We start from the raw sequence: 15,173 nt of genomic DNA, 5'->3' as shown, positions 1-15,173 counted from the left end.
CAATCTGTCTCATTGCGATGGTTTGACGGGTGGCTTCTATCCACCGTATCCATTTGTATGAGGTGCGGGCAAGCCCGGTTCTGCCGAGCGGCCTCCCAACGAGGAATTCGCGGTCATGAGCGCTGACGCGGCGAGCCATTCATCGAGACACCCGGCAGACGCGCATGGCCGCGACCACGTGTCGCCGGCCGATATCGCGCTCGGCGTCATCATCGGCCGGACTTCGGAATATTTCGACTTCTTCGTCTTCGGGCTGGGCTGCGTGCTGGTCTTCCCCGAGCTGGTCTTCCCCTTCGCCGACCGGGTCACCGGCACCCTCTATTCCTTCGGCATCTTCGCACTGGCCTTCGTCACCCGGCCGATCGGCTCGGTGCTATTCTTCGCGATCGACCGGCGTTACGGCCGCGCGACCAAGCTCACCGCCGCGCTCTTCCTGCTCGGCGGCTCGACGGCAGGCGTCGCCTTCCTGCCGGGCTATGCGACGCTCGGCATCTGGTCGATCGTCATCCTGGCCGGTTTCCGCCTGTTGCAGGGCATCGCGCTCGGTGGCGCCTGGGACGGCCTGTCCTCGCTGCTTGCGCTCAACGCTCCGGCCAATCGCCGCGGCTGGTACGCGATGCTACCGCAGCTCGGCGCGCCCTTCGGCTTCATCCTGGCGGCCGGGCTCTTCGCTTATTTCGAGGGCGCCCTGTCGCGGGAGGATTTTCTCGGCTGGGGCTGGCGCTATCCCTTCTTCGTCGCGCTGACCATCAACGTCGTCGCGCTGTTCGCCCGCCTGCGCATGGTCGCGACCCAGGAATTCGCGCAGTTGATGCAAACGCGCGAATTGGTGCCGGTCTCGGTGTTCGAGCTCATCCGCGTCCACGGCCTCACGCTCATCCTCGGCGCCTTCGTGCCGCTGGCCAGCTTCGCGCTCTTCCACCTCGTCACCATCTTCCCGGTGAGCTGGATCAACCTCTTCACCGACCGTTCGGTCTCGGAGTTCCTGCTGGTGCAGGCCGCCGGAGGCGTGGTCGGCGCGGGCGCGATCGTGACCTCCGGCTTGATCGCCGACCAGATCGGCCGCCGCAACACGCTGCTCCTCTCGGGCGGCATGATCGCGCTGTTCAGCCTCTCCAGCATCGTCGCGCCGCTGCTCTTCGGCGACAGCCTGGCCGGCCAGACGATCTACGTGATCATCGGCTTCGGCCTGCTCGGCCTTGCCTATGGCCAGGCGGCCGGCGCGGTCGCGTCCAGCTTCAAGCCGCAATACCGCTATACCGGCGCGGCCTTGACCTCGGACTTCGCCTGGCTCATCGGCGCCGGCTTCGCTCCGCTGGTGGCCCTGACGCTGTCGAGCACCTTCGGCCTCGCCTGGGTCGGGCTTTATCTGCTCTCCGGCGCGCTCTGCACGCTGGTGGCGCTGTGGCTCGATCGGCGGCTGGAGGCGCGCTACGGCTGAAGCGCGCCCGCGGCCTCGACGACGAGTTCGCCGGGACACTCTCGCTGAGCTGGCACCGCTCCCTGCTCAGCTGCGATCCTGATCGGCATGTGCAGCGTGCTCAAGCCGCTTGCGGCTGCTCCTGCGGCGCGAGATAGGCGCTCTGGAACGTCTCCATCACATGCGCGACCATGTCGCGCGCGACATGGAGCTGGTCGTCCTGGAAGGCGAGCGCGCGCGGCGAATTGAGCACGATCTCGTAGCTCGGGAAGTAGTCGACGAAATCGAAGCGGCGGAACAGTTCCTCCGCCACCGCCCGCAGCACCGATTTGGACGCACTGTTGGCGACGATGACGTCGGCATCCTTGAATGTCGCGCCGAATGGCACCGGCGATACCGTGACGACGAAGCGCATCTCCGGGTGGCAGTGCTCGCGGATCAGCCCGATGATGTCGAGCATGTCGGCGAGCGTCGCGTCATAGCCGTAATCGACGAAGCGGAAGCGCTCCGGCATGCGCTGCAGCCAGACCGGGCCTGGATGGGCGTTCATGGCGATGCCGGTCTGCGCGTCCAGCCAGGTCTCGGTCAGGCCCAGCGTGAAGAAGCAGACGCGTGCCTGCTTGATCTGCGCGGTGGCCGCGGTCAGGCGCTTGCGGTTGGCGAAGGCGCTCTCGCGATCGAGCAGCTTGAGACCACTCGCCTGCGGATCGAACCATTGCCCGGGCGCGAGCTCGATCAACCCCTCGTCCGGATAGCTCTCGCCCGTCAGGACGCGCTTGAGCTCATGCGTCATCGAGCGCACCGAATACTTGTTCAGCGCGCCCCGGCTGAGCTGGCCGCGATCGGCCCCGCCGCCGCGCCCGCTCTCCTCGTTCCAGCTCTCGAAATGCTCGGCCGGCACGCCATGGCCTTCGAGCAGCAGCGGCAGGCCCCGCGCCATCAGGATGTTCTCGACCTCGCGCGCGAAGCACGACCCCATCGTGAAGATCGGTTCCGAAGGATCGAGCCGGAACTTCGACTTATGCTCCACCGCGACATAGTCGCCGGTGGTCAGGCGCTCCTTCGCCATCTTCTCGGGCTTGCCCGAGGTCCAGCCGCGCACCGGGTTGCCGCGCATGATCGAAAGGGCCGTGCCCGCATCGTACTCGATCTTCATGATCGTCTCCTGGTTGGTGGAAGCCGATAGCCGGGAGGCCTTCGCGCCTCCGCGAAGGCCGTTCATGGGTCCGGGCTACCCCTTACATCCGGTGGGGAATGCCGTTCCGGTCGAGGAAGCCGCGCATCCGGTCGTAGGAGCCGGCATAGCTCTTCGCGAGGCCGTTCAGCGCCGCCTCCTGATAGACCGCGCGCCAGCCGCCCTCGGCGAGCGCCGCCTCCGGCACGACCGGGATCTTCAGCGTCTCGGCCAGTTCCTGGCTGCGCGTGTCATAGGCGACGAGCACGCCGGGCACGCCATGCGCCACGGCCGGCAGCACGCCATGGACGCGATAGCCCACGGCAAGGTCCTGCGAGCGGGCGAAGGCGTCGTAATGCTCGACGTCGAAGAAGGAGAACAGCTGCTTCTCGTAGATCCGCCGCATCGCGGCGTCGTCAGCGCCGTTCCACCAGCCGGTGCGGGTGAATTCGGCGACCGCCTTCTCCTTGGCCGCGGGATCGCGCAGGAAGAAGGCCTTCTCCTCCTGCTCGCCATGCGAGGACATCACCATCTCGCTTTGGGCGTCGACCTTGAGCAGCGCGGCCTTCTGGTTGCGCAAATAGGCTTCCGGATCGGCGGTATAGCTCTTGTCGGCCTCGCGGCGCAGGCTGAACGCAACCTTGCGGATGTCGCGCTGGTCGGGAATGCGGATCCTGAGGTCGCGATTGCGGGTCCGGAAGATCGAGGGGCAGCCCACCACCTCGACATTGCGGATGCCGTTCTGCCGGAGTGTCTCGGCGCTGAAAGCCCCGCGCACGCCGATGGCGGCCGAACGCTCGGCCACGATCGACCAGAAGCGCTTCGAGGCTTCCGGCAGTTCGATGCGGCGGTTCTGGCTCGCCTGCGCGCCGACGCCGATGGCGTAGACCGGCAGCTTGACCTTCTCCAGCACCTCGACGGCGCGGAACCACTCCATGCTCTCATGGATGAAGTTCGAGCCGCGCACGAAGACGAAATCGAACTCGCTGGCATAGCGCGCGATATCGGCATCCGTCGGCGACATGATCTTCATCGGCTCCAGATGCGCGTAATCGAGGAGCTTCAGCGTCGAATCGTAGACGATCATGTCGCCGATGTTGAAATAGTCGCTGAGCAGCTTCTCCATCGGCGCGCGATACCAGCGCACCTTGTCATGGTCGTAGACCTCGCCCGCGGGATAGATCACCAGCGCCCGCAGCGGCTTCGTCTTCGAGACCGGGCGCAATTCCGAGCCGGGCGCGAGCGCGCCGGTCCGCGCATCCGCGACCGCGATCGAGCGCAAACGCGTCTCCGGCAGGGCCGGCAGCGGAATGGCGATCTCGGCCACGGTCGCATCACCGGTGGCGAGCGCGCCCGGGTTGATCGTGGCGTAGTCCTGCCCGTCGATGAGCAGGCGCAATGACGGCCAGCTTCCGCCGGGCTCGCGCGCGACGAGTACGACGACCTCCTGCGTGGTGGCGCGCAGGATCTTCATGCTCTGCACGGCCTGGCTGGCCGGAAGCGGATGGGCGGGCGCATTCATGGATTGTCCTTCACGATGCGGATTTTGATACGGACGAGATCGCGCTGCGGGCCGACCTTGCAGTCGGCGACATGCATCTTGGTCATGAACAGAAAGGGCTGGTCGCCCGTGGTCTCGAAATTGCGCGAGCGCGAGGCCGGATCGGCGACGGCGCCGTAGCTGTAACGGTCGCGGTCGCCGCAATCCTTGCTCCACATCGTCGGATGCGTGATCAGCGTCTGCAGCGGCGACCAGGTCACGAGGTCCTTGGACCAGCTATAGGCAACGCGCCCGCCGACGATGCCCTGCCGGGGATCGGGGCCGAGATGGAAGATCGTGAGCCATTGCCCACTCACCTCGTGCCGGGTGACCGAGCCGACCGTGGTCGGCAGGTTCTTCAGTGGCTGGCATGGTCGCGCCTGGCTCAGATCGTCGCGATAGGGATCGACGGCGGGAATCGTAAAATCCTGCCCGTCAAAGGCGCGCCAGGTCGTCGGATCCTTGAGGTCCGTCGACCGGAACAGGCAGACGCCGTTCTTCTGGCCCTCGCCGCCCGTCGTCGCGATCAGCGCATACCAGGCGCCGTCCTTCTCGACGATATTCGAGGGGTTGAAGAAGCCGCGATGCCGCCCCTGGCCGACATCCTGCCTGTAAGGCGGCGCCGCCACGAGCGGGCGCGGCTCGTCGGTCCTGAAGCTGCGCCCGCCATCATCGGACTGAGCGGCAGTCACGACATTGTACCAGCAGCTCATCGCCTCCTTGAAGCGGCAGGCGCCGGGATGCTTGTCGGCATGGTATTCGGCGTGAACAAGCGCCTGGACATGGCGCCCGTCGCCGGTCCAGGTCGCGGCGATCCAGCTCTTGTCGCTGAACTGGCTGGGATCGGCGCTGTTCTTCGCTTCGAAGGACACCGCGCAGCTCTTGCGGATTGATGATAGGTCGGCGCCGATCAGCGGCCGGCTGCGATAATGGCTGGCGAAGGCGACGACATCGCCCTTGTCGTCGCGGAAGGCACGCAGTGGCGCGTCCGGCAGGTCCCATTCCTCGCAGCGCTCGCGTGCCCAGGACACTACCGTCTCCTCCTGCGCGCCGGGCGCAAGCTCGAGTCGATAGCCCTGCGCCATCGCAGGCACTGCCAACAGCAGACATGCCGCCGACAGCGCCGCGCGCAGGGTGCGGGCGCCCCTCATGCCACCTTCCGTTCCGGCGCGGGCGCCTCCTGGGCAGCAGCAGCCGGCTTGGCCATCTTGTGGTCGATCCTGTTCTCGCTGAGGAAGGCGCTCATCGCGCGATAGACTTGCGCGTAGGCCGTATTGAAACGGTCGAAGCGCGCCTGCTCCCAGTGCTCCTCCAGCCTGAAATCCTGGCCGGCGAAGACGTCGATGCTCGGAATCTTGAAGGTATCCGCGAACTCGACCGTGCGGCTGTCATAGGTGAAGTAGATCGACGGCGTGCCGTTCGCGAGCGCCATCAGGTTGCCGTGCAGCCGGTAGCCGAGCACGAGATCGAGCCCGCGCACCAGCCGCTCGTATTCCGCGACGATGTCGGAATAGAACATCCGGCTCTGGTAGAGCCCGGTGACCTGCTCATCGAGATACCAGTTATTGGCCCACTCGTTCTCCTTCAGCGCGGCGAGCGCCTGTGCCTTCTGCTCGGGCGTGCCGAGCGCGAGCTTCTTCTCCTCGACCTCGCCCTGGGACATCAGCGTGACCTCGAAGCGATCGGCCATCGCCTTCACGAGGGAGCGATGGAAGGTGAGATAGCGCTTGATGTCCTGCGCATAGGTCTTCGAGACCTCGCGCCGCAGCGTGACGCCCACAGTCTTGATCCGATCGAGCGACGGCAGGCGGATGGCGAGGTTGGGATCGTTGTTCCGGAACGCCGTCGGGCAGCCGATGATGCGGACATTGCGGATGCCGAGATCGTTCAGCACCTCCGCCGAATAGGTGCCGCGCACGCCGAGCGACGCCGTCGAATCCGAGATGAGCTTGAGCACGGTCCTGGTGTCCTCGCTCAGCTCCAGCTTGCCGCTGACCGGAGCCTGCGCGCCGATGCCGAAGGCGATCACCGGCAGCTTGAGCCTGCGCAACACCTCGGCCGCCTTCGACCAGTTCATCTGCGCATGGACGTAGTTGGAGCCGCGCAGGAAGACGTAATCGTACTCGGCATTGAGCCGGTCGATCATCGCGGGATCGACACGGTCGATCGGCAATTCGTCGATCACTTCGAAATTAAGCAGCTTCAGCGAGGAATCGAAAACGAACGCATCGCCGATATTGTGGTAGTGCTCGATATGGCTCTGCAGATCGGCATGGCGATACCAGCGGACATTGTCGTGGTCATAGACCTCCCCGGAGGGGCTGATGACGAGGATGCGGGCCATGGTCGGGTCTCCCCTGTTGTTTCGTTATGGTTTCAGGCGATCATCGCGGCTTGGTCCTGCCGCGCGGCGGCAGGCTTGCTGCGTTCGGTGAGGAGGCGGCGATAGAGGTCGAGATGCGCGTCCGCGCATTCGACATGGCTCATCGGCCGCTTGATCCCGCCGCGCAGGCGCTCCCAGAGGCCGGGCTCGGTCAGCGCGCGCGTCATGCAGTCGACGAGGTCTTCCGGGCTGCCGGGTCGGAAATGCAGGCCGTCGACCTCGTCTGTGATCTTCTCGGCCATGCCGCCGAGATTGCTAGCCAGGATCGGACGGCCATGGAAGAACGCCTCCTGGATCACGATCGGCGAGTTCTCCCACCAGACTGAGGGCATCACCATCCAGTCGACCGAGCGCATCAGGTTCGGCATCTCGCGGTTCTGGAAGGCGCCGCAGAAGCGCACGCGCCGCCCGGCCGCTTCGACGAGCTTCGCGAACTTGTCCTGATAGGCCTGCGGCTGGCGCTCCAGGTTGCCGCCATAGACGAGCAGGATCGAATCCTCGCCCCAAACCTTCTCGGGAATGCGCGTCACCGCGTCGATCAGCACGTCGGCGCCCTTGTAGGGCGTGAGCTGGCCGAAATAGGCGAAGCGCGAGCGGCGCCCCTTACCTTCCGGGAGAGGGCGCGGCGGGGCGGCGGCGGCCACGTCGATGCCGTTCTCGATCACCGAGAAGCGCTCCTCGGAGAGGCCCCAGTCCACATAGCGATCCACGAGGAAGCGGCTCGGCGATACGAGATGGTCGGCCAGCCCCAGCATACCCTTGATGAAGGTCTCGCGGGCGAGGAAGCGGGCCGGCGAGATCTCCGGGAAGCAGGCGTTGCAATCGGTCGGCGAGGCCCGGTAGCAGAGCTTGAAGGCCCCGGTCTTCACCATCTGGCCGTGGTGGTGGCAGATCGATAGATATTCGTGGAAGGTCACCACGATCAGCGCATCAGGCAGCGCATCGCGTACCGCGAACAGGCATTCGAGCCCAAGCCCGATGAAATGGTGGAAATGCACCACGTCGGGCTTCAGATCGTGCAGCACGCGCACGAAATCGCGCTCGATCTCGTCGGTCGCCCGGTTCGAGATCAGGAAGTGGTCGTAATCCTCGGCGTAGTAGAGCAATTCGCCGCCGCGCTGGCGCAGGCTCATCAGCGCCGTGCCGGCATGGCGCGGCGTCGGTGCGCCGACGCGGGCGAGGAAATGGGAATCGACGCCCTCGCCGACCTGCAAACCCTTGTGCAGGTTGTAGGACGCCACCTCCGCCCCGCCGAGCGAGAGCGAAGGATGGCCGTGCGATATCACGAGAATCCGCATCCTCAGCCTTTCATGTTGGAGATGGCGAGCGCCCAGCGCCGGTCGAAACTGGTGCGGTCGGCGAGTTGGGCGAGCGCACCCGCATGGGGCGTCGCGGTCTCCGGGTCGTCGACGGCATAGACCTCGACGTCGGGCACCCAGAGCGAGGGCGAGCCCGCCATCCGGAGCTTGAGGCAGAGATCGAGCCCCTTCTCCGCCGTGGTGAAGTAATTGCGCGCGAAGCCGCCGACCTCGATGAAGGCCGCGCGCGACAGCACGCAGCATTCGCTCGCGCCGGCCGCGACCTCCATTGGGCCGAGATTGCCGACGGCCTCCAAGGGATAGCCGACGAAACGGTTGGCGATGCGCCGGCTCGCCCGCTCGCCTTCCAGCCAGGCACCGGCCCAGCGGATGGAATCATCCTCGAAGAGCAAGGTCGGGCTCGCCACGCATTGGCCGCCGCGCGCGCGATAGGCCCGCTCCAGCCGGCCGAGCCAGCCGGGCATGCGGATCTGCGCGGCGCCGGACAACAAGGCGACCGTGTTGAAGCGACAAGCCCGCACGCCGGCCTCCAGCGCATCGCAGGCATCCTCGACGCCCTCGACCGCGACGAGCCGCACGGAAAGCCCATAGAAGCGCGCGAGCCGCCGGGCCTCGGCGCCGACGCGGTCGAAGCTCTCGGAGGGCGCCGCAAGCACGATCGGCAGAGGCCGCGCCTCCGGGTCCATCGCCAGCAGCGCAAACAGCGCCGACAACTCGCGGTGACGGTGATCGAGGCCGATGACGAGGCCGAGCGGGGCTTCCGGATCGAAGGCGCCGACATCGAGCGTTTCCGCGGCGCGCGGCGGCGCGATCTCGGCCGCCTGCAGGGCCGGCGCGATCTGGCGCTCGACCACGGAACTGGCGGTGGAGGAGCGCGGGTCGAGCAGGCCGAGCACGCGCTCCAGCGCGCGCCGCGCCGGGGCCCGGTTGGGTTCGAGCGGCAGGAAGGCGGGGCCCGTGCCCTGCACCTCCAAGGCGAGATACAGCGGTTGGCCGGCTTCGGGAAGCAGCTTCGGCGCGAAGACGATGAAGCCGTGATTGTTGCGCCGCGAGGCCAGCGCTGGGCCGAAGCGCGGGTCTTCCATGAAGGCGGCCGTCACATCGGCGCGCTGCACGCGGGTCCACAAGCGATCGACGGCGCAGGACTGGCTGCCACTGCGCAGCGTGACGCCGCCGACCCGGCGCTCGGGATCGAACAGCCAGCCGATGATCAGCACGCCGGTCCCCTCGACCACCGTCACCGAGTCGATACCGGCGCGCACCGGCTCCTCCAGCAGGCAGACCGTGTCGCGCCCGTCGAAGCGCTGCGAGGCGCGCTTCAACTTATCGACGGTGGCCTGCGGGGCAGTCCCGCGCTGCAAGCCGTCGCGCAGATGGCCGGGCACGGTGATCGGCTCGAGCAGGACATGGCGCTCATAGACCTCAAGCGCGCGCCAGCCGTCATTGCCGCGGAAATAGAGCCGCTCGATCTCGCCGGGATGCTGGGCGTGGCAATCCTCTAGCAGCCCGAAGAAGCCGCGCGCACCTTCGCCGAGATCGTCGCGCTCGAAGGTCCCGGTTTCGAGATGGGCCGGCGACAGCCCGCCATGCGAAATCAGCAGCTTCACGCGACCCGCCGCGAAATGGGAGGTCCAGCCTTGGAGGAAGATGCCGTCACCGGCACCGCCGGTTTCGCCAAGCTTGCCCATCACCTCGACGAAGCCGCCCGGCCGCGCAACCGTCTGCAACAACATCGCCACGGCCCGCAGGCGGCGCGGATTGGGCGCGCCGGTCAGCAGCACTTCGAGCAGGCCGTCAACGACGCTCGGAAAAGCCTGGCCGGAATCGTCGGCGAGCTCCGACAGGAACGTCTGCAGGGGTTGAGGCTTCGGCGCCAGGATCAGGCGCAAGGGACGGCCGGGGCGCCCGATCAACAGGGCGCCGGTGCCGCTATTGTCGACGCTGGGCGCGGGAGCGAGACACAGAAACCCGGTCGCCGCCGAAGGCTCGGCACCGGGCCGGTGCCAGCTCAGCACCATCGTCTGCGCGCGGTTGCGCGGATTGCCGTCGACCGCGACCGGCACCTTCGCAGGAATCGCATCGCAATGGCTGCGGACGAGGATCGCGTTCTCGCCGAGCGGCGTCCAGGAGACGGTCGGCGCCTGCGCGATCGCTGTCCTCTCGGGAACGATGACCTCGCTCATGCCTCACCCTCCCCAGAGCGTCACAGCAAGCGTGACGAAGGACATCACGGCCGCGAGCGCCGACAGAAAGCCGAGGATGACCGTGACCTGCCTGAGCGGCGCCCGCGCTTCCTTACGGATCGCATCGAGCCGCGCGTCGAAACCGCGCAAGGTGCCGTCGAAGCGCAGTTGGAAGACGTCGAGCTCGCCGAGCCGGCGCACGATCTCGCTCTGGCTCTCGGTCTCGGCCTTGGTCGCCTCGGCCAGCGCATGGTTCTCCTCGAGCCGCGCCGCGATGCGGTCGAGCTTCTCGTTGAGCTCCTTCTGGGCGAGCTGGGCGCGCCGGTTGAGCACGATCAGCATCTCGACCTTGTCGAAGAAGCGCGCCAACGGCACGGCGATCGCCGCTTCCGCCGCGAGCTCGTCAGCCGCCGGCAGGCGCAGCTCGAATTCCGCCCCCGTCGCAGGCGAAATGCCGACCACCGTCAGACGTGCGCGTGCTGCGACCAGCGCCTCGTCGAGATCGATCGAGAAGGCATGCTTGCCGTCGCCGATGCCGTTGCGGCGCAGATCGATGCGGCTCTGGTCGGCCTTGGTCTCCGCGACGACCTTGCCGTCGCAGGAAATCCTGACCGTGATCGCCTCGTCGGGACGGGCCTCGTCCCAGATCCAGCCATGCAGGCGGCTGCCGTCGAGGGCGTCGACCCGTCCGTTCAGGCGTGCGGGATTGACGTTGGGAAGGCGGGTTTCGTTGTCCTGATACTGAGCCGTTGTCATGCGGCCTCCGCGAGCTTGAGGCTGTCGAAGAGGGCGAGGTGGCGGCCGGCGCAGCCGGCGAGCGTTGGCTGCTCGGCGATACCGTGGACGAGGCGCTGCCAGAGGCCGGCCTCCTCCATCGCCCGGCGTAGGGTGCGGGCCAGCGCGGCCGGGTCGCCCGGCCGGACATGCAGCCCGTCGATCTCGTCGCGCACCATCTCGGCCATGCCGCCGATGGCGCTGACGATCGGGGGCCTGCGGTGCTGGAAGGCTTCCTGGATGACGAGGGGTGCGTTTTCCCACCAGATCGAGGGCATCACCACCCAGTCGACCTCGGCCATCAGGCCCGGCACCTCGTCGCGGGAATAAGGCCCGCAATGGGTGACGACGCCCGCAGCGCCGGCGAGAGCGGTATCGAGCGCGCTGGTGAAGGCTTCGCTCTGGAACGGCGCCCCGCCATGGATGCGCAGCGAGAACTCGGTCTCGCCGGAGGCGCGCAGCAACTGCGCCGCCTGCAGCAGCGGCAGCACGCCCTTCCAGGGGTTGAGATTGCCGAAATAGCCGAAGCTGGTGCGCCGCCCGGTTGCCTGACGATGCGGCGCGGCCTCCTGGGCCGGGCGGGCATTGGCGATGACCTCGATCCGCTCGCCGGGCAGGCCCCAGTCGACATAGCGCTGGCGCAGGAAGCGGCTTGGCGCAATGAAGCGGTCGACCGCCGCCAGATGCGTCTTGATGAAGCGCTCGCGCAGCAGGAAGCGGTCGGAGCCAATCTCGGGGAAGCAGCCATGGCAGGCCGAGGGAGAGGAGCCCTTGCAACGTTGGCGGTCGCCCGGCCGCACCATCAGCCCGTCATGATGGCAGATCGGATAGTAGTCGTGCAGCGTCATCACGATCGCGGCCTGCGGCAGGAGCCGGCGCGCCAGCGTCAGGAACTCGGCGCCGATCAGCACGAGATGATGGACGTGGATCACGTCCGGCCGGAACTCCTCCAGCAGCGTCGCGAGGTCCTGCAACGTGCCGTAATGGTCGATCTGGCTCATGTGGAAGCGGTCGTAATGCGCGCTCCACAAAACCACGTCCTCGCCGACCGCTTGCAGCGCCGTGCCGGGATGCGGCTCGCGATGCATCGTATTGGTGGCACCGAGGAACAGCACCTCGCAGCCCTCCTCGCGATAGGCCTGCGACAAATCATGCGCGAAGATCTCGGTTCCGCCCGGATGCAGCGACGGATGGTTATGCGCGACGACGAGGATGCGCCGGCTCATGCCGTGCCTCCCACACCCTTGCCCCCCGGCTTCGTCGCGATCAGCAGGTCCTGGTAGTGCGCCGCGCTGATACCGCGCCAATGGCCTGGCCGCAGCGCCTCGACGGTGAGCCCGGCCAGCGCCGTCTGTTCCAGCAGGAAGCGGCTGTCGATGCCGGCGGCGGCGAGCGGCGCCTCGTCGATGGCGTACCAGCCCGGCCCGTCCTGCCAGCGCTTGAACGAGAGGCGCTCCTGTCCGGTCGACGTGCCGTCGAGCGCGAAGGCGGTAAGGAAGAGGCGCCCGCCCGGCCCCAGCAGGCGCGCGGCCTCCTGCAGGTAGACCACGAGCTCGTCCGGCGGCAGATGCGTCGCGACCGAGGTCATCGTCACGAAATCGAAGCTGCTATTGGCGAAGCCGAAGCGCACCTCGGTGCCTGGCAGCGAGCCCTGCGGGTTATAGAGCGGATGGGCGATGTCGAGCCGCTGGAAGCGGAAGCGCGGATAGGCCGGCGTGATCGTCTGGGCGCACCAGAGGATGCCTTCCATCACCGGGTCGACGCCGTCATAGCTGCCGCGCTCAGGATCGAGATATTGCGTCAACGGCACCGCCATGCGGCCGATGCCGCAGCCGATATCGAAGACGCGCTCATGCGGCTTCAGCCGCCCGATGCGGATGAAATGGCCGAGGAATTCGGCACCGATCGCGCGATAATCGCCATCGCCGACGAAGATCGAACCTTCGGGCGGATGCGGCATGAAGCGGTTGCTCTGCAGCGCGGCCAGGAGCCAGTCGAGCTCCGGCCCGGCGGATGCGTCCGCGGGAACTGGCTCTGGTGCGATCTGTCTCAGGGCGGTCATGCGGCGGTCGCTCTCCTGAAGCTGAAGCGGGGAACAAGATCGGGTTCGACGGGCGCGGGCGCCGGCAGGGCGAGCTCGGGCGCGGAGGTCGCGAAGGCTTGCATCAGCGCCTCGATCTGGGCGCCCCAGCGCTGCGATTGCAGCCAGGCATTGTGCTGGGAGGCGGCGCCGCGCGTGTAGTCGACGCTGCGCGCGATCGATTGCCGTTCGAGATGGTAGAGCGCGACTTCCGGGACATAGAGGATGCCGAAGCCGGCCCGCCTGATCTTGAGGCAGAGATCGCTGTCCTCGTAATCGCCGATCACATAGCTCTCGTCGAAGCCGCCGAGTTCCGCGTAGAGATCGCGCGCCATCACGATGCAGGCGCCGGTGACGCCGGGTACCGGCCGCTCGATATTGGCCGGAGCATAGCTGCCGGGCATGCCCTTGAAGTAATGATGGTTGAGCCAGGTGCCTTTGCTGTCGCGCTTGAAGAACAGTCCCGCGTGTTGCAGCGAGCCGTCGTCATAGAGCAGCTTCGGACCGACCGCGCCGACCCGCGCGCGGCGGTCGAGCCTGGCGATCAGCCCCTCCAGCCAGCCATTGCCGGTCGGGATGACATCGGAATTGACGAGAGCGAGAACCTCGCCGCGTGCGACGCCTGCGCCGGCATTGCAGGCCGCCGAGAAGCCGCCATTGCGCCGCATCGCGACGAATTGCATCGGCAGGCCATAGGCGAGATGCAGGCCGCCGAGCAGATGCGCAACCTCGGCCTCGTGCTCGGGCGAATCGAGCACATAGATCAGCTCGGCATTGCCAGCGAACCACGGATCCCCGGCGAAGGCCGCAACCTGCACGCGCAGGAAATCATAAACGCGGTAGAGCGGGATCACGACCGAGGCCTTCGGCCGCGCCGGCAACCGCCCGAAGGCCCTGATCACCGGCTCCGGCCGGCTGCCGCGCAGATCCTCCTGACAGGCGGCGAGGATCGGCGCGAGCGTCGTCTCGATCATATCCGCCGTCAGATATTGCGGCGGGATCGCCGCCAGCGCCCGTGCCCGGATCGTCACGGGATCGGCGGGCTGCACCGCTGGGCGCAGCGTCAGCGTCGTCCCGGATTTCAGCCTGACCTCGCAGCGCGGCTGCAGCACCGGCGCGCCGCCGGCATAGTCCGCCGCGAAACCGGCGAAGCCCGTGGCGGCGCGCGTCTCGCCATCCGTCCCGGTCGGCAGGCGCACGGGAAAGCGCTGCAGGCGCGAGAGGATCGCGATCGGCTCGCCATTGCCGCGATGCAGCAGCACCTCTTCCAAGAGATCATCGGGATCGCGCAGCAAGCCTCCGATCAGGAGCCCAGCCTGGTTGCAGACCGCTAGATCAAGCTCGGCAGCCGGCAGGTCGTCGCTGCGGCGGACATGCTGGACCGCGAGCGGCACGCGCCGCTGCATCTCGATCGCGAGCAGCCGGCCCTGTTCTGACAGGCCAGCGAGTTGCTCGACCACCCAGTTGCGCAGGCCGTCGCGGCTCGCGGCCTTGCCAGCCCACCAGCGACCGAGCGAAGGCGCAGCCTGCCGGCCGGGCAGAGCGCGCAGGACCAGCGAGCGTTCGCCTTGCAGAATGAGGAGCCCGCCGCCGCGGCTCGGCGGCGCATCGAGCACGAGATGGACCTCGCGCTTGCCGCTGCGATCGGAGGAGCCGAGACGGGCCTTGAGATCAAGGCGCGCGAGCCCCGCACCATCGAGGCGCGCGACGCCTTGCAAGGCGCCGAAATCGGGGGGCAGGACCGTCTCGAACAGCCATTGACCTTCGACCAGCGCCGCAGTCGGCAGCATCGCCGCTGGCTTGGGGAACAGCGTCAGCAGGAACTGGCGCAGGAAGGAGAGATAATTCGGGATCGCGGCGAGGCCGAACAGCGGCGGCCAGGCGCGGACCAGCGCATTGGCGAGTGTCAGGCGCGCCTGCGGCGTCAAATCCTTGAGAATCTCGGTCGGATCGGCAAGCCCATGGACGAGCGTGGGGTCGAAGCCAGCCGTCACCTCGCCCTGCGGGCCGTGGTCGCTGAGCGTCGCGACGACATTGTCATGGCCGGACGAGCGGAAGGCGACGGCGAGCCGCTCGCGTCCGTCACGCAGGCCAAGCGTGATAGAGGCCGCAGGCAGGCGCCGGCCGCCAGCCGTCAGCGCGATCGCGGGCTTGCCGAAGGGCGAAGCCTCGAGCGTCCAGCAGAGCAGGAAGACCGAGCCGCCGAGGCGGTGGAGCTCGAGCTGGGCAGGCGGATTAGTCGCCATCGCGACAGGCGCGAGTGAAAGCATGGGGGCGCTCCTGCGGCACGGAGAATCCCG

Annotated in this window: 11 protein-coding genes; 1 reads left to right on the top strand and 10 read right to left on the bottom strand. The window is 67.4% G+C overall.

Annotated elements, in window-relative coordinates:
- The first annotated feature begins 115 nt into the window (after positions 1–115).
- Positions 116–1,441, top strand: coding sequence for an MFS transporter (locus JHD80_RS03790; protein ID WP_199085045.1), 1,326 nt, complete (start codon positions 116–118; stop codon positions 1,439–1,441).
- 100 nt (positions 1,442–1,541) lie between these two features.
- Here JHD80_RS03790 and JHD80_RS03785 read toward each other — a convergent pair whose 3' ends face one another.
- The 10 genes from JHD80_RS03785 to JHD80_RS03740 form a co-directional block, all read right to left on the bottom strand.
- On the bottom strand, positions 1,542–2,576 hold the full coding sequence (locus tag JHD80_RS03785) for a GSCFA domain-containing protein (protein WP_199085044.1): 1,035 nt from the start codon (positions 2,574–2,576) through the stop codon (positions 1,542–1,544).
- 82 nt (positions 2,577–2,658) lie between these two features.
- Positions 2,659–4,116 (bottom strand): polysaccharide pyruvyl transferase family protein, encoded by a 1,458-nt coding sequence (locus JHD80_RS03780; RefSeq protein ID WP_199085043.1) that lies wholly within the window; start codon positions 4,114–4,116, stop codon positions 2,659–2,661.
- Positions 4,113–5,285: a glycoside hydrolase family protein gene (locus tag JHD80_RS03775; RefSeq protein ID WP_199085042.1), complete on the bottom strand. Its 1,173-nt coding sequence runs from the start codon at positions 5,283–5,285 to the stop codon at positions 4,113–4,115. Before JHD80_RS03775 ends, JHD80_RS03780 begins: the two co-directional genes overlap by 4 nt.
- Positions 5,282–6,478, bottom strand: a complete 1,197-nt coding sequence (locus JHD80_RS03770) for a polysaccharide pyruvyl transferase family protein (RefSeq protein WP_199085041.1) — start codon at positions 6,476–6,478, stop codon at positions 5,282–5,284. Before JHD80_RS03770 ends, JHD80_RS03775 begins: the two co-directional genes overlap by 4 nt.
- A 32-nt stretch (positions 6,479–6,510) precedes the next feature.
- Positions 6,511–7,815, bottom strand: coding sequence for a glycosyltransferase family 4 protein (locus JHD80_RS03765; RefSeq protein WP_199085040.1), 1,305 nt, complete (start codon positions 7,813–7,815; stop codon positions 6,511–6,513).
- Between the two features lie 2 nt (positions 7,816–7,817).
- Positions 7,818–10,019: a glycosyltransferase family 2 protein gene (locus tag JHD80_RS03760; RefSeq protein WP_199085039.1), complete on the bottom strand. Its 2,202-nt coding sequence runs from the start codon at positions 10,017–10,019 to the stop codon at positions 7,818–7,820.
- 3 nt (positions 10,020–10,022) lie between these two features.
- Entirely contained in the window at positions 10,023–10,775 is a 753-nt protein-coding gene (locus JHD80_RS03755; RefSeq protein ID WP_199085038.1) for a hypothetical protein, read from the bottom strand.
- Positions 10,772–12,019: a glycosyltransferase family 4 protein gene (locus JHD80_RS03750; protein WP_199085037.1), complete on the bottom strand. Its 1,248-nt coding sequence runs from the start codon at positions 12,017–12,019 to the stop codon at positions 10,772–10,774. Before JHD80_RS03750 ends, JHD80_RS03755 begins: the two co-directional genes overlap by 4 nt.
- Positions 12,016–12,855 carry a class I SAM-dependent methyltransferase gene (locus tag JHD80_RS03745; protein WP_199085036.1) on the bottom strand — a complete coding sequence of 280 codons (840 nt, stop codon included), beginning with the start codon at positions 12,853–12,855 and terminating at the stop codon, positions 12,016–12,018. The genes JHD80_RS03750 and JHD80_RS03745 overlap by 4 nt, the downstream gene beginning before the upstream one ends.
- The gene (locus JHD80_RS03740; RefSeq protein ID WP_199085035.1) at positions 12,852–15,143 is read right to left on the bottom strand and encodes a glycosyltransferase family 2 protein; all 2,292 of its coding nucleotides are present in this window, start codon (positions 15,141–15,143) and stop codon (positions 12,852–12,854) included. Before JHD80_RS03740 ends, JHD80_RS03745 begins: the two co-directional genes overlap by 4 nt.
- Positions 15,144–15,173: the final 30 nt, after the last annotated feature.

It is taken from the genome of Allobosea sp. ASV33 (assembly GCF_016428755.1).
Lineage (GTDB): Bacteria > Pseudomonadota > Alphaproteobacteria > Rhizobiales > Beijerinckiaceae > Allobosea.
The sequence above is the reverse complement of the archived record's forward strand: the minus strand, read 5'-3'. Positions and strand labels throughout refer to the sequence as shown.